Source organism: Campylobacter sp. (assembly GCF_052169515.1).
In the GTDB taxonomy this organism is placed as follows: domain Bacteria; phylum Campylobacterota; class Campylobacteria; order Campylobacterales; family Campylobacteraceae; genus Campylobacter_A.
Genome location: NZ_JBQNCH010000009.1, coordinates 35,145 through 54,713 on the forward strand (window position 1 = coordinate 35,145; position 19,569 = coordinate 54,713).

At 41.1% G+C, this 19,569-nt stretch carries 22 protein-coding genes; 13 read left to right on the forward strand and 9 right to left on the reverse strand.

From position 1 onward, the window contains the following. The first annotated feature begins 4 nt into the window (after positions 1-4). The 3 genes from pstC to ACTTKV_RS04420 are packed head-to-tail and all read left to right on the forward strand — an operon-like array spanning position 5 to position 2,340. The gene (gene pstC / locus ACTTKV_RS04410) at positions 5-862 is read left to right on the forward strand and encodes a phosphate ABC transporter permease subunit PstC (RefSeq protein ID WP_442549436.1); all 858 of its coding nucleotides are present in this window, start codon (positions 5-7) and stop codon (positions 860-862) included. Beyond that, positions 849-1,706, forward strand: coding sequence for a PstA family ABC transporter permease (locus ACTTKV_RS04415; protein WP_442549437.1), 858 nt, complete (start codon positions 849-851; stop codon positions 1,704-1,706). Before pstC ends, ACTTKV_RS04415 begins: the two co-directional genes overlap by 14 nt. Continuing rightward, complete coding sequence (locus tag ACTTKV_RS04420; protein WP_103589323.1) at positions 1,675-2,340, forward strand: phosphate ABC transporter ATP-binding protein; 666 nt, start codon at positions 1,675-1,677, stop codon at positions 2,338-2,340. Before ACTTKV_RS04415 ends, ACTTKV_RS04420 begins: the two co-directional genes overlap by 32 nt. Before the next feature lie 26 nt (positions 2,341-2,366). On the opposite strand, the gene ACTTKV_RS04425 is transcribed toward ACTTKV_RS04420, so the two are convergent. From ACTTKV_RS04425 to ACTTKV_RS04440, 4 genes are read right to left on the reverse strand one after another with little or no spacing between them, the layout of a single operon-like run. Further along, a complete protein-coding gene (locus ACTTKV_RS04425) occupies positions 2,367-3,239 on the reverse strand; it encodes a carbon-nitrogen hydrolase (protein WP_442549438.1) in 873 nt (290 codons plus the stop codon). Position 3,240: 1 nt separating this feature from the next. Further along, complete coding sequence (locus ACTTKV_RS04430) at positions 3,241-4,167, reverse strand: cation diffusion facilitator family transporter (protein ID WP_442549439.1); 927 nt, start codon at positions 4,165-4,167, stop codon at positions 3,241-3,243. Between the two features lie 2 nt (positions 4,168-4,169). Beyond that, entirely contained in the window at positions 4,170-5,138 is a 969-nt protein-coding gene (locus ACTTKV_RS04435) for an agmatine deiminase family protein (RefSeq protein WP_442549440.1), read from the reverse strand. Continuing rightward, a complete protein-coding gene (locus ACTTKV_RS04440) occupies positions 5,135-5,380 on the reverse strand; it encodes a CBU_0592 family membrane protein (RefSeq protein ID WP_442549441.1) in 246 nt (81 codons plus the stop codon). Before ACTTKV_RS04440 ends, ACTTKV_RS04435 begins: the two co-directional genes overlap by 4 nt. A 110-nt stretch (positions 5,381-5,490) precedes the next feature. On the opposite strand from ACTTKV_RS04440, the gene ACTTKV_RS04445 reads away from it, so the two are divergent. The 5 genes from ACTTKV_RS04445 to ACTTKV_RS04465 all read left to right on the forward strand — a co-directional run bounded on the left by ACTTKV_RS04445 (position 5,491) and on the right by ACTTKV_RS04465 (position 8,826). Continuing rightward, positions 5,491-6,144, forward strand: a complete 654-nt coding sequence (locus tag ACTTKV_RS04445) for an amino acid ABC transporter permease (protein WP_442549442.1) — start codon at positions 5,491-5,493, stop codon at positions 6,142-6,144. Continuing rightward, positions 6,131-6,799 (forward strand): amino acid ABC transporter permease, encoded by a 669-nt coding sequence (locus tag ACTTKV_RS04450; RefSeq protein ID WP_442549443.1) that lies wholly within the window; start codon positions 6,131-6,133, stop codon positions 6,797-6,799. Before ACTTKV_RS04445 ends, ACTTKV_RS04450 begins: the two co-directional genes overlap by 14 nt. A 1-nt stretch (position 6,800) precedes the next feature. After that, positions 6,801-7,538, forward strand: a complete 738-nt coding sequence (locus ACTTKV_RS04455; RefSeq protein ID WP_442549444.1) for an amino acid ABC transporter ATP-binding protein — start codon at positions 6,801-6,803, stop codon at positions 7,536-7,538. A 95-nt stretch (positions 7,539-7,633) separates the two neighbouring features. Then, a complete protein-coding gene (locus ACTTKV_RS04460) occupies positions 7,634-8,491 on the forward strand; it encodes a cysteine ABC transporter substrate-binding protein (protein WP_442549445.1) in 858 nt (285 codons plus the stop codon). Positions 8,492-8,511: 20 nt separating this feature from the next. Then, on the forward strand, positions 8,512-8,826 hold the full coding sequence (locus ACTTKV_RS04465) for a TfoX/Sxy family protein (RefSeq protein WP_442549446.1): 315 nt from the start codon (positions 8,512-8,514) through the stop codon (positions 8,824-8,826). A gap of 68 nt (positions 8,827-8,894) precedes the next feature. On the opposite strand, the gene ACTTKV_RS04470 is transcribed toward ACTTKV_RS04465, so the two are convergent. From ACTTKV_RS04470 to groES, 4 genes are all read right to left on the reverse strand, one after another. Then, positions 8,895-10,262 carry a phosphomannomutase/phosphoglucomutase gene (locus ACTTKV_RS04470; RefSeq protein ID WP_442549447.1) on the reverse strand — a complete coding sequence of 456 codons (1,368 nt, stop codon included), beginning with the start codon at positions 10,260-10,262 and terminating at the stop codon, positions 8,895-8,897. Between the two features lie 135 nt (positions 10,263-10,397). After that, entirely contained in the window at positions 10,398-12,041 is a 1,644-nt protein-coding gene (gene groL, locus ACTTKV_RS04475) for a chaperonin GroEL (protein ID WP_442549448.1), read from the reverse strand. A 22-nt stretch (positions 12,042-12,063) separates the two neighbouring features. Continuing rightward, positions 12,064-12,372: a monooxygenase gene (locus tag ACTTKV_RS04480; protein ID WP_442549449.1), complete on the reverse strand. Its 309-nt coding sequence runs from the start codon at positions 12,370-12,372 to the stop codon at positions 12,064-12,066. Positions 12,373-12,380: 8 nt separating this feature from the next. Continuing rightward, a complete protein-coding gene (gene groES / locus ACTTKV_RS04485; protein WP_442549450.1) occupies positions 12,381-12,641 on the reverse strand; it encodes a co-chaperone GroES in 261 nt (86 codons plus the stop codon). Between the two features lie 168 nt (positions 12,642-12,809). Here groES and ACTTKV_RS04490 point away from each other — a divergent pair, with 168 nt between their 5' ends. From ACTTKV_RS04490 to ACTTKV_RS04500, 3 genes are all read left to right on the forward strand, one after another. Then, positions 12,810-15,353: a tryptophanyl-tRNA synthetase gene (locus ACTTKV_RS04490; protein ID WP_442549451.1), complete on the forward strand. Its 2,544-nt coding sequence runs from the start codon at positions 12,810-12,812 to the stop codon at positions 15,351-15,353. After that, entirely contained in the window at positions 15,354-16,514 is a 1,161-nt protein-coding gene (locus ACTTKV_RS04495; protein ID WP_442549452.1) for an MFS transporter, read from the forward strand. Between the two features lie 183 nt (positions 16,515-16,697). Beyond that, entirely contained in the window at positions 16,698-16,847 is a 150-nt protein-coding gene (locus tag ACTTKV_RS04500; protein ID WP_442549453.1) for a hypothetical protein, read from the forward strand. 140 nt (positions 16,848-16,987) lie between these two features. Here the strand turns inward: ACTTKV_RS04500 and uvrB are convergent, their stop codons facing one another. Beyond that, a complete protein-coding gene (gene uvrB, locus ACTTKV_RS04505; RefSeq protein WP_442549454.1) occupies positions 16,988-18,964 on the reverse strand; it encodes an excinuclease ABC subunit UvrB in 1,977 nt (658 codons plus the stop codon). A gap of 125 nt (positions 18,965-19,089) precedes the next feature. Here uvrB and ACTTKV_RS04510 point away from each other — a divergent pair, with 125 nt between their 5' ends. Together ACTTKV_RS04510 and ACTTKV_RS04515 are read left to right on the forward strand one after the other, a co-directional pair. Beyond that, positions 19,090-19,323 carry a hypothetical protein gene (locus ACTTKV_RS04510; protein ID WP_442549455.1) on the forward strand — a complete coding sequence of 78 codons (234 nt, stop codon included), beginning with the start codon at positions 19,090-19,092 and terminating at the stop codon, positions 19,321-19,323. A gap of 14 nt (positions 19,324-19,337) precedes the next feature. Beyond that, positions 19,338-19,568 carry a hypothetical protein gene (locus ACTTKV_RS04515; RefSeq protein WP_442549456.1) on the forward strand — a complete coding sequence of 77 codons (231 nt, stop codon included), beginning with the start codon at positions 19,338-19,340 and terminating at the stop codon, positions 19,566-19,568. Position 19,569: the final 1 nt, after the last annotated feature.

Here is a 19,569-nt window from a genome sequence, read left to right on the forward strand (position 1 = left end):
CATAATGATAGGGCAAATTTTTAGAGGCGGAGTATATGTTTTTACATTTTTATCCGCTACACTTTTGCTTTTACTCGTGGGGTTTTTACTACTAAATTCCACGAGTTTTTTTGCAGAAATAAACATCTTTGATTTTTTACTAAATGACGACTGGGATGTTAGCACAGAGCCATTTAGCTTTGGGCTTTTTAATATCCTAATCGCAAATTTTGCAGTCGCATTTCTAGCTTGCATATTTTCATTTTTTATCTCGCTTGGCGTTACTATCTTTATCTGCTTTTTTGCGAGTGCCTGGCTTAGGCATGTGCTAGACTGGATGATAAGAATTTTAGCTGGTATACCCTCGATCATTTACGGATTTTTCGCACTTTACACGGTTGTGAAAATTTTAGAATCAGGGTTAAAAATGTCCGCTGGAGAGTCAGTTCTAGCAGCAAGCCTCATCCTTAGTGTAATGATACTGCCCTTTTTTACCTCGCATTTGCTCCAAAGCGTGGGTCTGCTAAAGCAAAATTTCAAGACAAACTCAGACGCTCTTGGCGTAAGCACGGGATACTTTATACGTAAGGTCATTTTAAGAAAATCGATCAAAGCAAGCATTTCAGGCTTTATACTCGCATTTTCAAGGGCAGCTGGCGAGACGATGGCTGTGATGATGGTCATAGGCAACACCCCGCTTTTTCCGCACCTGCTCTCAAAAGCTCAAACCATACCATCTCTAATAGCCCTTGAAATGGGTATGAGCGAGGCTGGCAGCCTGCACTATCACGCTCTTATTGCAAGCGGATTTATCCTGCTTGTTTTTATATTTTTGCTAAATATCTTTATCTTTAAATTTGAGAAAAACAATGAACGCTTTTAAGGATTTTTTAGTCAAATTTTACGCTTATCTTTGCGTTTTTATCGTCATTGCGGTGATATTTTGGATATTTTTTTTCATCTTTGCAAATGGCATCTCTCAGATAAATTTAGACTTTCTAACCAAAAACCCGCAAGGTTTAAATTTAGGTGAGAGCGGCGGCATAAAAGACGCCATCATAGGCTCATTTTTGCTGATGATATTATCTATGATATTTTCAGCACTTCTTGGCGTTAGCTGCGCCATTTATAGGCAAATTTACTGCACTTCTAGCACGATAAAGCTTGGGCTTAAATTTATCATCCAAACGATGGCTTCGATACCTTCTATCTTGCTTGGAATGTTTGTTTATGGACTTTTTATCGTTAGCCTTGATATCCCAAAAAGCCTGCTAACAGCTAGCATTACGCTTGCTTTGATGGTCTTTCCATTTGTTGAAGTAAGCGTTGAAAAGGTGATCTCGCAGATCGATGAAAAGATGTTAAGAGATAGCTTCGCACTTGGCGTTGATAAAAATTTTATGGCTAGAAAACTGGTTTTGCCAACTATTAGAAAAAATATCATATCGATCTTGATACTAGCTGGCAGCTATGCCATAGGAGCTACCGCACCGCTACTTTTAACAGGGGTTGTCTTCATGGCAAAGGCAGAAGGCCTGCTCTCGCCAGTCATGGCACTACCATTTCACCTGCACATGCTCCTAAGCCAGTCAGTCGCAACGCAAAATGCCTACGCCACGGCGCTTGTGCTCATCTTTATACTTATCATTTTGCACCTGCTTTCAGCCGTAGTTTTATTTGATATAGGAGAGAAAATTGCCAGATATTTTAAACATAAAAGATCTTAGTATCTTTTACCAAGATAATGAAATTTTAAAATATCTAAATTTAAACGTCGCCAAAAACGAGATCATCTGCCTAATGGGTAGCTCAGGATGTGGCAAATCAACATTTCTTTCGACGCTAAATGGCTTTTTGGAGCAAAAGGGCGGCCGATATAGCGGAGAGATCCTATTTAAAGGCCAAAATATCAAAGGTAAGGGCGAAATTTGGCTAAGACGAAAGCTAGCCATACTCTTTCAAGACTCCACGCTCTTTCCTTTTAGCGTCGAGAGAAATTTGACCTATGCGATGGAATTTTATGAGGGCAACATAAAAGATAAGCAAAAAAGAGTAGAAGAGCTGCTTAAAAGCGTAAATTTACTAGATGAAATAAGTGACTTAAATATGCCAGCTAGCAAACTTTCCGGCGGTCAAAAGCAAAGACTTTGCATTGCAAGGATGCTAACGACAAAGCCAGAAGTGCTCATGCTTGATGAGCCATGCTCATCGCTTGATATGAAAAATATCTTGATTATAGAGGAGCTTTTAAAAAGCTTGTCGCAAAGATACACCATCATCATCACCACGCACAACGAAGAGCAGGCAAAAAGGCTTGGCGGCAGGATAGTCCGCATAGTGGATAAGAAATTTACATTTTAAAAGAGCTAGAAATTCTAGCTCTAAATTTAGTCGATAAACCTCTTTGTGATATTTGCGTAGGCATCGATCCTGCGGTCTCTTAAAAATGGCCAAATTCTGCGCACTTCTTCGCTTCTTTTCATGTCTATTTCTACGATCTTACACTGCTCGCTATGGCTATCTGCACGGAAAAGTTGCTCGCCTTGTGGGCCAAAGACAAAGCTATTTCCCCAAAATTTTATCCCATCCATCACGCCACTATCATCTTTTTCAAAGCCCACACGATTTACTGCGACCACTGGCAGGCCATTTGCCACACTGTGACCTCTTTGCACCGCCACCCACGCTTCAAGCTGTCTTGATTTTTCATCGTCACTATCGCCCTCAAACCAGCCAATAGCCGTTGGATAGATGAGAATTTTCGCCCCTTTTAGCGCCATCAGCCTTGCAGCCTCTGGGTACCACTGATCCCAGCAGACCAAAACGCCAAGCTTGCCAAGGCTAGTTTCGATCGGCTCAAAGCCAATGTCACCAGGCGTGAAGTAAAATTTCTCGTAAAATCCAGGGTCATCAGGGATGTGCATTTTTCTGTATTTGCCAGCCACGCTGCCGTCACGCTCAAAGACAAAAGCGGTGTTGTGATAAAGTCCGTCAGCCCTCTTTTCAAAGAGCGAAGTGACCAAAACTACGCCGTTATCCTTAGCCACCCTGCCCCAAAAAGCGACATCTTCTTGCCACTCATTTGCGTGATCAAAGAAATTTGTATCCTCGCTTTGGCAAAAGTACTGCGTCTGGTGCAGCTCTTGACAGACCACGAGATCAGCGCCACCTTTTTTTGCCTCTGCGATTAGCTCGAGTGTCTTTGCTATGGTCGCCTTTTTTGTGCCTTTAAATTCTTGTTGAAGTAGTGCTACTTTCATCTCATTTCCCTTCTTTGTCGTTGTATGGGTCTAAATGCGTGGTTATCTGCCACGAATAGTCCCTAAATTTCTCTCTTATCTCAGCTTCAAGCGAGTCGGCCACCTCGTGTGCGTCGTAAAGCGAGATGTCTTTGTCAAAAACTAAATGCAGCGTTAAAAATATGGTATTTGCACTCTGTCTTGTGTTTAGGTAGTGAAAGTCTGAAATCCTCTGCTTTGCCTTTATCATCTTGATGATCTCAGCTGTGACCTCAGGGCTTGCTGCGTGATCTAGCAAGACACCAAGGGCGTCTTTGCCAAGGCTTATCGCGCTTTGAGCGATGTAGCCACTTATCACAATACCAAAGATCGCATCTATCATCACAAATCCGCTAAATTTAATGATAAGTAGCGAGATGATGACTGCAAGGTTGCTAAAAAGGTCGATCTTATAGTGCAGTGCGTCTGCTTTTATGATAAGGTTGCCACTTTTTTTAGAAATTTGGTTTAAAAATAGCACCAAAACTAGCGTCACTACGACTGAAAATATCATCACCCCAAGGCTTAAACCAAGGTCTATCTCTAAATTTGGCTCGCTAAATTTCTTAACGCTCTCATAAAATATATATCCAGCAGCCATGACGATGATGACGCACTCAAATAGCGCTGCTAAGGCCTCTAGCTTTGTGTAGCCAAAGTTAAATCTCTCATCAGCTTGTTTTCTTGACTTTCTAAGCGCAAATAAATTTAAAAAAGAGACGATAAAATCAAGCATCGAGTCAATCGCCGAGCCAAGCACAGCGACTGAGCCGCTAAAAAGTCCAGCTGTAAATTTCACAAGTGCGAGCAAAAAAGCGCATGCTCCAGCTGCGATAACAGCCTTATTTTCGCCCTGCGTGCACTCCTGCTTATTTATGCGGTTAAACTCATAATCAAACGGACTTCCCAAGGCTAAGACCTTTTGTATCTATTTTGGCTTGAGCAGTGAAGCGAGCCATTTTGGCGGACAAAAACTATTGAATTTACACCGATGACCTTTCTGTCTGGCAGTGCCTGAGCTAGTAAATTTAGCACCTTTTTATCGTTTTCGTCGTTATATGTTGGCACGATTAGCGCACCATTTATAAAGATAAAATTTGCGTATGTGCAACCAAGCCTTTTGCCCTCATAAAATTTAGGCTTAGGAAGCGGCAGAGCAAGTAGCTTAAAGCCAGTTTTTTTAAGCTCATCTTCCATCCTTTTTAGCTCATCAAAGTGCTCATCACTCTCATCTTCGCAGCTCGCATAAGCGATAGTATCAGGTGTGATGAAACGTGCTAAAGTGTCGATGTGACTATCTGTGTCATCGCCTTTTATAAAGCCATTTTCAAGCCAGATGATACGCTTTAGGCCAAATAAATTTTTAAGCTTCTCCTCGATCTGCTCTTTACTAAGCGCTTTGTTTCTATTTTCATTTAGCAGGCATTTTGAGGTGGTTAAAAGCACGCCATCGCCGTTAAACTCAATGCTTCCACCCTCTAGTATCATATCTACTGGCTCAAGCTTGGTCTTGTAAATTTTAGCTAGCTCTAAATTTATTGCATCATCTTTTGAGCTCTTAAATTTACCACCCCAAGCATTAAATTTAAAGTCGTAGCTCTTTACGCCATCTTCAGCACAAACATCGATCATACCGTAGTCTCTGATCCAAGTATCGTCAGTCTCAAGCCTAACAAACTCAACATTTTTAAATTTCTTAAACCTATCAAAATTTGCCTCGTCTGGGCAGATGAGCACCACCTTCTGATAGGGCGTAATAGCAGCCACAAGCTCCTCATAGCTCGCCAAAATCTCCTCTAAATAGGGCTCCCAGTCGCTCTTAATATGTGGCAGCGATAAAAACAAAAGCTCCTGCTCTTCCCACTCTGCGTACGCTCTCACGCTCTCTCCTTGTAAATTTTATAAATTCCATAAATCGTAATGATTATCCAAAAGACCTCTATCAAAAATGAACCGAGGTTAAAGTGCACAAAAAGCGAAATGATGAGCAGCACTGCGCCTACCAAATTTATTATCTGATAGGCTAGATCGCGACTATTTAGACGGTCGATCTGAAGTAAAAAGTAGCCCATCACGATGCAAATCATCCCTAAAAAGCCGATGATCTGAAAAAGATCGATCAAAATTTATCCTTTTTGTAAGCTTAAAATTAAGTTGCGATAATACCTAATTAGTTTTAAATTTATGATTATTGGGATAAAATACATCCATTTTTCAGATTGGATTAAAGTTTATGGATTTTGAGTTTATTGAGAAATTTTACCCCCTTTTTGTAAAGGCTGGCGTGCTTACGATTGAGATTGCTTTTTTGGGGATCGTTTTTTCTATTTTGATAGGCATTTTTTGCATGGCTGTGAAATTTTACAAGCTAAAATTTCTCTCAAAGATTGTTGATTGCTACGTTGAGCTCTCAAGAAACACACCGCTTCTTATCCAGCTCTTCTTTTTATACTACGGCTTGCCAAAGCTTGGTATTTCTATGAGTGGCTTTACCTGTGCGGTCGCTGGGCTTAGCTTTCTTGGCGGCAGCTATATGAGCGAGAGCTTTAGACTTGGCTTTGAGGCGGTTAGAAGGTCGCAGATAGAAGCAGGACTTAGCATCGCACTTAGTAAAAATCAGCTCCTAAGATATGTCATCTTGCCACAAGCTTTTAGCGTGGCACTGCCAAGCATCAGCGCAAACGTCATATTTTTACTAAAAGAGACAAGTATCGTTAGCATAGTAGCGCTTGCTGATCTAGTCTACGTCGCAAAGGATCTTATCGGACTTTACTACAAGACAGATGAGGCACTCTTTATGCTGGTGGTGAGCTATCTCATCATCATCTTGCCAGTCTCGCTGATGCTTAGCTACGTCGAAAAAAAGGCAAGACATGCAAGGAGTTAGTATATTATTTGATACGCAAAATTTGCTAAGGCTGCTTGAAGGCCTCATCGTAAGCACTGAAATTTCGCTCATCTCTATCGTCATCTCTGTCATCGGTGGCCTCATACTTGGTGTTTTGATGAGTATGAAAAATAAATTTATATATTTTATTTTAAAAATTTGCCTAGAGATCGTTCGTATCATGCCTCAGATCGTCTGGCTATTTTTATTTTACTTTGGCGTTAGTAAGGCTTTTGGGCTACATATCTCGGCATTTACCGCCTCGCTCATCGTCTTTAGCCTCTGGGGTGTTTTTGAGATGATGGATATCGTGCGTGGCGCTATCACCTCGATACCAAAACATCAGTTCGAATCAGCCGCCTCGCTGGGGCTTAGCAAATTTCAAATTTACTTCTACGTCATCATCCCGCTTGCTACAAGAAGGCTGGTGCCTGGGGCTGTAAATTTACTAAGCCGTATGATAAAAACGACCTCAATCGTCGTGCTAATCGGCGTTGTAGAGGTGGTCAAGGTCGGCCAGCAGATCATTGAGCGAAATGTATTTACAAATCCTATGGCGCCATTTTGGATATACGCGCTCATATTCTTTTTATATTTTGCGATCTGCTATCCGGTCTCAAAACTATCAAAAAAACTAGAAGAAAAATGGAGCTAAAATGAGCGAAAATATCTTAGAACTTAAAAATTTAAATAAATTTTATGGAGATCTTCACGCCTTAAAAGATATAAATTTAGATGTAAAAAGTGGCGAAGTGGTTGTACTTCTTGGCCCATCAGGCTGTGGCAAGAGCACAACTCTTAGATGCATAAACGGCCTTGAGAGTATAGCAAGCGGTGAGATCATAATAGACGGCGAAGTGATAGACGCTAAATTTAATGATTGGCAAAGGATCCGCCAAAAGGTTGGCATGGTCTTTCAAAGCTACGAGCTATTTGATCATATGAACGTTATTGATAACGTCCTTCTTGGGCCTTTGAAGGTGCAAAAAAGAGATAGAGCCGAGGCTGAAAAGACGGCTGATATGTGGCTAAGCAAGGTTGGGCTGCTTGAGAAGAAATACGCCTATCCAAAGGAGCTAAGTGGCGGTCAAAAACAGCGCATAGCAATAGTAAGAAGCCTTTGTTTAAACCCTGAGATCATGCTATTTGACGAGGTTACGGCTGCGCTTGATCCAGAGATCGTTAGAGAAGTACTCGATGTGATCTTAAATTTAGCCAAAGATGGCATGACAATGCTAATCGTCACGCACGAGATGAGTTTTGCAAGAGCGGTTGCAAACAAAATCGTATTTATGGACGCTGGAGCCATCGTAGAGATCAGCGAGCCAGAGGAGTTTTTTACCAATCCAAAGAGCGATCGCGCGAAGAAATTTCTAAATTTATTCTCGTTTTAGAAAAAATAAGAGATAATTTGCCCGTTTTTTCAAAATGCGTTTAGAGCGAGATTTGATCGCTCTTATTTATTTAACTTTTTTTACAAGGAGAAAGAGTGAGAAAATTAAAATTTTTCTTATTAGCATTAGTCGCTACCGTCTTTCTAACGGGTTGTGGTGATGACAAAGGTGCGGACAAAGCAGCCGCTTCAAACCAAGCTGACGCGATCGCAAAGATCAAAGAGCGTGGATATATAAGAATAGGCGTTTTCAGTGACAAGCCGCCATTTGGCTACGTCGATAAAGACGGCAAAAACCAAGGCTATGACGTCTACTTTGCAAAACGCATCGCAAAAGACTTACTTGGCGATGAGAGCAAGGTAAAATTTGAGCTAGTCGAGGCTGCTGGCAGAGTCGAAGTGCTCGTGGCTGACAAAGTCGATATCACACTTGCAAATTTCACAAAGACACCTGAACGCGCGCAAGTTGTTGATTTTGCGCTTCCATATATGAAAGTTTCGCTTGGCATCGTTAGCCCTGAGGGTGCTGTGATAAAGAGTGTCGATGAGCTAAAAGATAAGACTTTGATCGTCAACAAAGGCACAACCGCGGACGCATTTTTTACAAAAAATTATCCTGATATCAAGCTTTTAAAATATGACCAAAACACCGAAACTTTTGCGGCTTTGGTTGATAAAAGAGGTGCTGCTTTGGCACATGATAACGCCCTACTTTTTGCTTGGGCGAAAGAGACTCCTGTCTTTGTGGTGGGTGTTGAGGCACTTGGCGACGTGGACGTGATAGCTCCGGCTGTAAAAAAGGGCAACAAAGTCTTGCTTGAGTGGCTAAATAACGAGATCGTCGAGCTTGGAAAAGAAAATTTCTTCCACAAAAACTATGACGCAACGCTAAAACCAATATATGGCGATAGTGTGAGTCCCGAATCACTTGTCGTTGAGGGCGGCAAGATCTAAATTCAAAGTGAGTGATCATAGTGAATGAATTTAATGAATATGTTCGCGATAGATTTTCTGAATTCGGCGATATTGTCATAAAATCTATGATGGGCGGATACCTTGTATATTTTAACGGTAAGCTGATAGGTGACATTTGCAATAATGAACTGTTTTTAAAGAGAACGCCGACATCGGATAGACTTCTTGCAGACTCAGAACTGCGTTATCCTTATAATGGCTCAAAGACGTTAATGCATGTATTCGAGAAATTTGAGGATACGAATTTGATTGGAGAATTGTTGTGCGGCATGTATGCGGAACTGTCCGAAAAGAAACCAGCGAAAGCCAGATAAGCTGGATGTTTAAATAAAAATTTAAAAAGCATTTTGGAGTAAATTTAACCCAAAATGCTTTTTGCTAGCTACATTAAGCTCTTTAGCAATTTTGTCACTTTTTGCTCGATCTCTTCTAAAAATTCCTTGCTCTTAGCTTCAAATCTAGTGACGATAACTGGCGTTGTATTTGATGCTCGCACCAGTGCCCAACCATTTTCAAACTGGATCCTGATACCGTCGATGTCAATGATATTTTTTATCCTTGGCAGGTCACAGCTCTCATTTTTCACACACTCTTTTAGCTTGGCAACTATCTTAAATTTAGCCTCATCAGTCGTTTTTACCTTGATCTCATCTGTGCTAAAGACAAGTGGCATCTTATCAAGCTCGCCGTCAAGGTCAAAGCCCTTATGAACTAGCTCTAGCACCCTCATCATCGCATAAAGCGCATCATCAAAGCCAAAATATCGCTCTTTAAAGAATATATGACCGCTAACTTCAGCCGCAAGATCGACATTTAGCTCTTTCATCATCTTTTTTATATTGCTGTGTCCTGTTTTTCCCATGAAAACTTCGCCTATTTTTGCGATCTCATCGTACATATTTTGCGAGCATTTAACCTCGCCAAGCACCTTTGGATGATCCATATTTAGCGCGTAAAGATAGGCCAGCTCATCGCCTTTTATATCTCTTTTTGGCGTTATCACTGCGATCCTATCGCCATCTCCGTCAAAGCCAAATCCAAGATCAAATTCCTTCTTTTCGATGAGCGAAAATAGCTCTTTTAAATTCTCTTTTTCGCTTGGGTCTGGGTGGTGATTTGGAAAATTTCCGTCTGGCTCTTCATATAAAATTTTTGCATTTAGCCCAAGAGCCTTGATGATGGGCACCAAGCTTACACCAACAGCGCCATTTGCGCAGTCGATGACAAAAGGCTTTTTAAAATTCTTAAGCCCGCTAAATTCTTTTACAAAAAACTCGACATATTTTTCTAAGATGTTAAATTTCTCACAGCTTTCATCGTCTACGATCTGCTCACCAGAGGCAATTATCTCATTAACTTTGTCTTTTAAAATTTGCAGATCTTTGCCAAAAAAACTATCTTTTTTGATCGTGATCTTAAAGCCATTGTACTCTTTTGGGTTGTGCGAGCCCGTGATCATGATGTTTGCGTCGAAATAATCAGCATAGACGCTAAAGTAGCCAACAGGAGTTGGAAGCAAACCAATGTTATAAATTTTAAAGCCACCAGCCTTGTTTAGGCCGCTTAGCAAATACCTAAAAAGCGTGCTAGCGCTTAGCCTTGCGTCAAAGCCAACGCTTAAGGTTTTTACGCCAAATTCGTTAAATTTCTTACCCAAAGCAAGCCCTATAGCCTTGACGCTATCTTCTGTCAAGTCTTTTTCAAAGATGCCGCGGATGTCGTATTCTCTAAAAATTTCATCATATTTCATTGTAAATTCTCCCTAAAAGAAAGCAAAATGATACAAGAATAAAATTAAAAAGGAGTAAATAATTTTGTAGATTTAGTGAGTTTAAAGTTTAAGTATAAATTCGAGCTAGAAAAGGCTCTAGCTCGAAAAGGGCTACTACATCATGCCACCCATGCCACCCATGCCACCCATTCCGCCCATGTCAGGCATTGCAGGCATTGCTTTTTCTTCTTTGATCTCGCTGATAGTTGCCTCAGTCGTTAGTAGTAAACTCGCCACACTAACAGCGTTTTGAAGCGCAACTCTCTCAACTTTTACTGGGTCTATGATACCAGCTTCAAACATATCTACATACTCGCCAGTAGCAGCGTTAAATCCAAAATTTGCATCTTTGCTTACTTCGACAGCATTTGCTACCACGCCAGCGTCAAAACCAGCATTCTCGGCTATCTGGCGAAGTGGGGCACGAAGCGCTCTTCTAACGATCTCAGCACCGATTGCCTCATCTCCTTGTAAGTTTAACTTAACGCTCTTTGAAGCAAGGATAAGCGCCGAGCCACCGCCCACAACTATACCCTCTTCAACAGCCGCACGAGTAGCGCTTAGAGCGTCATCAACGCGGTCTTTTTTCTCTTTCATCTCAGTCTCAGTCGCAGCACCTACTTTGATAACTGCCACGCCACCGCTTAGTTTTGCAAGGCGCTCTTGAAGTTTTTCTTTGTCATAGTCGCTTGTTGTCTCAGCGATTTGTGCTTTGATTTGAGTTATTCTAGCGTCTATTGCTGACTTCTCGCCTGCGCCATTTACGATAGTTGTGTTGTCTTTGTCGATAACTACGCTTGAAGCTTGACCAAGGTCGTTTATGGTAGCGCTTTCTAGTGTTCTGCCTAGCTCTTCGCTGATAACTTCGCCACCTGTTAAAATAGCGATATCTTCAAGCATAGCTTTTCTTCTGTCACCAAAGCCAGGAGCTTTTACAGCTGAGATGTTTAGCACACCGCGAAGTTTATTTACAACAAGTGTTGCAAGTGCCTCGCCCTCGATATCTTCAGCGATGATTAGAAGTGGTTTGCCACTCTTTTGTACTTGCTCAAGCACAGGGAGTAGATCTTTTAAATTTGTAATCTTCTTGTCAAACAACAATATAAATGGATTGCTTAGCTCAACTTGCATCTTTTCAGGGTTTGTGATGAAGTATGGGCTTAGATATCCGCGGTCAAACTGCATACCTTCAACAACGCTTAGCTCGTCTTGGATAGATTTTGCCTCTTCTACTGTTATGACACCATCTTTGCCGACTTTTTCCATCGCATCAGCGATAAGTTTGCCAATACTCTCATCTGAGTTTGCAGAGATTGTAGCGATTTGAGCGATCTCTTTTGAGCCCGAAACTTTTTTAGAGATATTTTTTAACTCTTCAATAAGCGCTGCTACTTCTTTATCCATGCCACGTTTTACTTCGATAGGGTTTGCACCAGCAGTTACGTTTCTAAGGCCCTCTTTAAATATCGCGTGAGCTAGTACGGTCGCTGTTGTAGTACCGTCACCTGCTTGGTCGTTTGTCTTGCTTGCTACTTCTCTAACTAGGCTTGCACCCATGTTTTCGATAGTATCTTTTAGCTCGATCTCTTTTGCAACACTAACACCATCTTTTGTGATATTTGGAGCACCAAAGCTCTTTTGGATAAGGACGTTTCTGCCTCTTGGTCCCATTGTCACTTTTACAGCATCATTTAATTTTTTTACGCCCTCATATAGGCGGTTTCTTGCATCATCAGAGTAAAAAATTTCTTTTGCCATTGTTTTTCCTTTCGGTTTTAATTTATTTTAAAAAATTAGCCTTATTTATCATTGACAAAGGCATATTAATATCAAAAATTTTGCCGCGAATACTTAAATAGCCGTTTTTAGCTAGTCTTTCGCTGTGCATTTTCAGATATCTTTCCGCATTCTCCTTATTGTCAAAAAGATAAATTCCGCCGGCTTCTTTTGTTTGTTTATTCTCAGTCCAAATTTTCCATATCATACCGGGTTCTTGGTTGATACTTTTAGCCAAATCCTCAAAAGTTTTTGACATCTCGTCTCCAAAAAGACCTTCTTGCGGAAAATCAACATACATAATCGCAGCCATCTGCAGCCTTATTTTAAAACACCTAAAACATCGTCGATATTTAAAACAAGATATGTTTTATCATCTAAATTTATCTCAGTGCCACCGTATTTTGCAAATACAACTTTATCGCCAACCTTTACACCCTCTACCTCAGTACCAACTGCTTTTACTTCTCCGCTTAAAGGTTTTTCTTTTGCGTTATCAGGTATAATAATGCCTGAAGCTGTGGTCTTTGTCTCTTCTACTCGTTCGACTAGAACACGCTTGCCTAATGGTTGAAAATTCATTGTTCATCCTTTTAGTTTAATTGTCTTTTTTAGCACTCTTTATTTTTGAGTGATGAAATGCTAGCATTTTTTTCTGAAAAAGTCAATGAATTTATAGCAAATTTAATTAAATCTTTAGTCTATTTGACTAAAGTTTCGTGATATATAAAACTAATATAAGGGAATTTTATGAAAAAAGTAGCTTACATAGTTAGCGTGCTTGTGCTCATAATAGCTTGCATCTTTGGCTTTATCTTTAGCCCATTTGGGAGTACATTTATCGCTGGCAAGATCGAAAAAGAGGCACTCGCTCGTGGTATTGATGTCAAATTTAAAGATTTTAGCCTAGGATTTAGCACGCTAAATTTAGAAGCGACCGTGATGAATGCCATAAATTTAAAAGCAAATGGCGACCTCTCCTTACTTGCTCAAAGCATGAATTTAAACATAGATATAAATGCCGACAAAACAAAGGCTAGCGAGCTTGGGTTAAAAAGAGATGTAGCACTTAAAGCAAACGTGGCTGGTAAATTTAGTGACTTCAAACTAGTGGCAACTGGCACGGCGCTTGGCTCAAATATAAATTTAAACGCAAATTTAAAAGACTACCTGCCAAAAGCTCTAAATCTTGACGCTAAAAATATCGAGCTTTCTGAGATCTCAGCTCTAGCTCAAAAGCCAAATTTAGCTAATGGCAAGCTTGATCTAACGAGCAATATGCAAGGCGTTGATGAGAAAAATGAGCCCATCATAAACGCTCAAATTTTAGCTAGCAACGCAGCGATAAACAAAGAAATTCTTAAAAATGAATTTGGGCTAAATTTAGCAAAAGATATAAGTTTTAAAGGCGGAGTAAATGCCAAATTTGCAAATGAAAAAGTGAGCGCAAAAACCCTTATCATCGCATCTGAAGCCACTTTAAAGGCAAATGAGACGACCTATGATCTAAGTAGCAAAAATTTAAAGAGCGACTTTTTGCTAAACGTTCCTGATCTTGCCCTTTTTGGCAAGCTCTTGGGCGAGCAGCTAAGTGGAGCAGTGGACGCAAACGGCGAAATTTTAATGCAAGAAAATGCGCTTAAAAACCTAAAAGCGGACATTAACGGCCTTGGCGGCAAGATAAATGCAAATTTTGATAGTAAAAATTTAGTCCTAAATGCCGCAAATATCAAGCTAAAAGAGCTTCTAGCACTTGCCTTGCAGCCTAGCTACGCAGACGGGCAGATAAATTTAAATGCAAATTTTAGCGGCTTTGACGAGCTAAAAAAGCTTGTGGGCGAGGCTAAATTTGAGATAAAAAATGGCCTTATAAATAAAGAACTTGCAAAGCTTAAAAATGCGGCTAAATTTGAGCTAAAAGGCGGTGCTGTCGCAAAGAGCGAGCTTGTAAATTTTGACGCAAATGTGCTTAGTGACCTTGGCGAGCTAAAGGGCGTAAAGGGCGTTTATGACCTAAAAAACAGCCAAATTTTTAGCAAATTTGCCCTGCTCATTAGCGACCCTGAGAAATTTAAAGCGGTTAGTGGCTTTGAGGTGAGCTCAAAGATGGCGCTTGCGGGCGATATGAAGGTCAAAGAGAGCAAGATAGATGAGCTAAATTTAGGCGGCGATGCCTTTGCTGGCAAGCTAAACGCCACCATAAAAAATGAAAATCTTGATCTTAGCCTAAAAGAGGCGCAGTTAGGAGAGGTCTTAGCGCTTAGCGGCAACGATAGGCTGGCAAACGCTAAGGCAAATGTCCAGGCAAAGGGGCAAAATATCTTTAGTAAGAGTCCAAGCGTGACCGCAAATATCGCCCTAAATGACGGTAAATTTAACGCCGCAGCGCTTAGCAAAATGCTTGATAAAAAATTTCCACAAAACGAGAAATTTAGCTCAAATTTGAGCCTAGACTACAAAGGCGACGTAGCGAAATTTAGTGGCGACTTTCTTAGCTCGCTAGCTGATATAAAGGGCATAGATGGTAGCTTTGACGTGGGCAAAAACACGCTAAGTTTAAAGCTTCAAGCGGTGATTTCAGAGCTAAATAAGCTTGCATTTTTAGCGGGTCGCGAGCTTCACGGTAAATTTGCAGCGCTCGTAACGGCAAACGGCAAAGTGGACGATCTAAGCGTAAAAGCCACCTCAGACGATCTCTTTAAAGGCAAGCTCGAGGCAAACTACAAAGGCGGTATGCTTGATGCAGTGCTAAAAAATTTCGATATCAAAGGACTAACACAGACCCTAGCGCTTGATCATCTTTATGATGGCAACGGCGATGCTAAATTTGACTACGAGACAAAGCAAAAGCTCGGCAAATTTGACATCTTGCTAAAAGAGGGTCACCTAGCCAGTACAAATCTCACAAACAACATCAAAATATTCACTGGCAAGGACATCACAAAAGAAATTTACAAAGACGGCAAAATTTACGGCGATATAAAGGGCGACAATGTCGTTTTTAACGTAAATTTAAGCTCGCCAAAGAGCGACATAAATGTCTCAAAAGGTACTTATAACACCGCTTCAAAAATGCTTAATGCGCCACTTGTTTGCAGACTCGAAAAGACCGACCTAAACGTGAAAATTTCAGGCACGACAGATAACCTAAAATACGACGTCGGCTCGCAATATTTAGAAAACAAAGTCAAAAAAGAGATAGGTAGATTTTTAGATAAAAAGTTAGGCGGCAAAGATAGCAACTCTAGCAGCGACAAGCAAAATTTAAAGGGGCTTTTAAAGGGGCTATTTTAGATGAAAAAGGCGGAAAATTTAAAGTATCTAATGGGGCTTGGGCACTTTTGTAGCGACATAAACCAAAGTGCCCTTGGCGCGATGCTGCCATTTTTCATCGCGAGCTACCACTACGACTACGCCACAGCCGCCTCGCTCGTGACCGCCACAAATTTAGCAAGCTCACTCATCCAACCACTAATCGGCCGACTAAGCGACAAAAAAGAGATGTCCTACGTCATCCCACTTGGGCTACTACTTGCTGGCGGAGGCATGAGCCTAACTGGCTTTGTAACAAACTACTATCTCATCTTAGTTTGCGTGATGATAAGCGGTATCGGCGCCGCACTCTTTCACCCAAGTGCCGCAAGGATCGTAAACTACGCATCAAACGCCAAAAATAGAGCAAAAAGCATAAGTATATTTTCATTTGGCGGAAACGCAGGCTTTGCCGTTGGACCTATTTTGGTTGCTGTTTTTGTGGGAAATTTTGGCCTAAAAGGGACGCTAGTCTTCATCATACCTCAAATTTTGCTAACACTTTTATACCTCAAAAAGGGCAAATTTATAAAAGCATTAGAGGGCAATCACAAAAAGCAAATTTCACAAAAAAATAGCGCTCTAAAAGACGATCTAGGCGCATTTTTGAGGCTTTGCATCTGTATATTTTCACGCTCCATCGTAGCCTTTGGTTTTACAGCATTTTTTAGCATATATCTCATAAAAATTTTTGGCATTAGCAAAGAGATGGCAAATGTAAATTTAAGCCTATTTTTCGCCGCAGGTGCGATCTCTACACTATTTGGCGGAGCGCTAGCAGATAGGTACGGTCTAGTTAGACTCATCAAAATAAGCCTAAGTATCGCCGCGCCGCTAGTCGTACTAATGCTCTTTATCGACAGCTACGCGCTGTTTCTTGCGGCCTCCATTTGCGTGAGTGCTTGTATCAGCCTATCTTTTAGCCCCTCGATCGCCCTTGCGCAGCTTTATCTACCAAATCAGATTGGCCTAGCCTCAGGCGTAACACTTGGCCTTAGCATAACAATCGGCGGCATATTTGCGACGGTCATCGGAAAGATCGCTGACATCTTTAGCTTAACGCACTCATTTTACTTTATCGCCGCAGTCTCGATCATCAGTGCAGTTTCGAGCTATTTTTTAAAGCCAGTCAGTAGAACTTAAATTTATATCCCCTGTTTTATTTTTATATAAAAAATTAAGTAATGAAATTTGCGAGTAAATTTTAATTCCTAATTGTTTTGCCATGCTCGCAATGAGACTTCGCTACGAGGAAACAAGCGAAATTTACGAACAAAAAGAACCGAGCCATGGCTTTTGGGCGGCGGTATTTTGTAATAGATTTAAATGTTGCGCGGTTTAAAATTTGCGCAGACTAGACGCATAAAAAATCTAAATTTTGGCTACCAAAACATCAAGGCAAAGTATCTTGTGATGATTTTAAATGTTACGAAGAAATTTTCGACCGAAGATAGAACATATAAGTTCAGCTCGTAAAAAATTTAAGCCCCAAAGACAAGAAAATTTTTGTTTCAGACAAGGCGGATAAGCAAGAACAAGGGAGCGTATATATGATACGTGACCGAAGTTTGAAGCGATATCCAACGCGGTATAAAACAAAAAGGGCTTGTCTTTTTTTATAACTTTCTCATTTTTGCTATCTCATCTCTCAACGCCGCCGCCTTCTCAAACTCCAGCTGCGCCGCCGCTTCAAGCATCTGCTTTCTTAGTTCTTTTACGATCGCAGCTCGCTCGCTAGCTGGCATCTTCTCTAAATTTTTACCGCGCTTATAAATTTCACCATCATCTTCGACGTGCAGGCTCTCTTCGATATTTCTGCTAGCAGAGTGCGGCGTTATGCCGTGAGCTTTGTTGTACTCATCTTGAAATTTACGCCTAGCAGTCGTCGTATCAATCGCTTCTTTCATTGATTTTGTTATCTTTTTGGCAAACATTAGCACCTTGCCATTTACATTTCTAGCCGCTCGCCCCATCGTCTGTATAAGGCTCGTCGTAGAGCGTAAAAAGCCCTCTTTATCAGCGTCCATTATAGCTATCAGGCTCACTTCAGGCAGATCAAGCCCCTCACGGAGCAAATTTATGCCTATTAGCATGTCAAATTCGCCACTTCTAAGCCCTCTAATGATCTCATTTCGCTCGATCGCGTCGATGTCTGAGTGCATATACTTGACCTTGACGCCAAGCTCGATGTAGTAGCGGCTTAGCTCCTCGGCCATCTTTTTAGTTAGCACCGTGACCAGCACACGCTCACCTCTAGCGATGACCGCCTTCGCCTCGTCAAATAGCGCCTCGACTTGATTGTCACTATCTTTTATCTCGATTAAAGGATCTAGTAGCCCAGTAGGTCGCAAAATCTGCTCATAGACGTGCCCCTGGCTGATACCAAGCTCATACTCGTTTGGCGTGGCTGAGACAAAGAGAAATTTCGCCTTTTTACTTATAAACTCATCAAATTTAAGCGGCCTGTTATCAAGCGCTGATGGCAAACGAAATCCATACTCCACAAGCACCTCTTTACGGCTCCTATCGCCTGCATACATGCCCCTAAACTGTGGCAAACTCACATGACTCTCATCGACGATGACCAGATAGTCCTCGCCGCTTATCTCAAAGTAGTCAAACATCGAGTACGGCGTCTCTCCAGCCTTTTGACCAGTTAGATGTCGCGCGTAGTTTTCGATACCTTTACACATACCAGTGCTTGCCATCATCTCGAGATCAAATTCAACTCTCTGCTTTAGCCTCTGAGCCTCGACTAGCTTACCCTGCTCGCTAAACTCTTTTAAGCGCACATCAAGCTCCTCTTCGATCTCCTTCATCGCTATCTTTAGTCTATCAGCTCCCACAATAAACTGGCTGGTGGCATAAAGCGTAAATTTAGAGATATCCTTTAGCCTTTTGTTATCAAGCACGTCAAAATGATACATCGCATCGATCTCATCGCCAAAAAACTCAACCCTTAGCGCTTCGTCGTTGTAATAAGCTGGATAAATGTCCACCACATCGCCATTTACACGAAAGTCACCCCTGTCAAAGTAGTTGTCATTGCGCTTGTAGCCCATATCTACTAGCTGCTCTAAAAGCTTTCTTTGGCTAAATTTCTGCCCTACATTTAGGTAGGCTACCATCCCTTTATACTCGCTTGGATTACCAAGTCCGTAGTTTGCAGAGACTGAGGCGACACAGACGACGTCATCAAAGCTTAGCAAACTAGCCGTCGCAGAGAGGCGCAAGCGTTCAAGCTCCTCATTTACTGAGCTATCCTTTTCTATATATAGGTCGCTTCTTGGGATGTAGGCCTCTGGCTGGTAGTAGTCGTAGTAGCTTATAAAATACTCCACATGATTTTTTGGAAAAAAGCCTTTAAATTCACTATATAGCTGCGCGGCGAGGGATTTGTTATGCGTCATTATCAGAGTTGGCATATTTAGCTCACGTATGACGTTTGCCATGGTAAAGGTCTTGCCGGACCCTGTCACGCCTAAAAGTGTTTGATATTTGTTACCTGATTTTACACTTTTTACTATCTCTTTTATCGCTCTTGCCTGGTCGCTACTCGGACTAAATTTAGATGAAATTTCAAATTTGTTCATTGACTGCCTTTAAATTTGCAAGAATCTTATAGCAAAGATAGTGCTTTGTCAAATAGGAATTTTAAAAAGAATTTAGCCTCTGCGTGCTAAAATACAAGCCAAATTATTATTTTAAAGGAATCTTGATGTTTGAAGACAACGCTATCTTAACCACACTAACTGATAAAGTAAATGACCTAATCACAAAATATGATGAGCTTTGCAAAACAAACGAAGAATTGCGTAACGAGATCGTAACTTTAAAAGCACAAAATGAGGCAAAAAGCAATCAAATCATGCGTTTAGAAGAAGATCTTGACAAGAAAAATACCGAAGCTGATGACGTAATGAAAAAAATCGAAGCTGTCCTTGGCAGATAAGCCCGGTCTAAGCAATGAAACAAATCACGCTCACCATATCATCTCGTGATTATACGATTACGCTTGATGATGACTTTGCCAAGTCTTTTGAGCAAGACTGCCAAAATTTGATGGGCGGACGTCAATTTATCGAGCCAAAAGAACTTTTAGAAGCTTTTGTAGAGAAATGTTATGAAAATTACACCACCTTAAAAGCTATAAAAAATGCAGCCAGCGACATAGACGATATTTTAAAACGAGAATAAA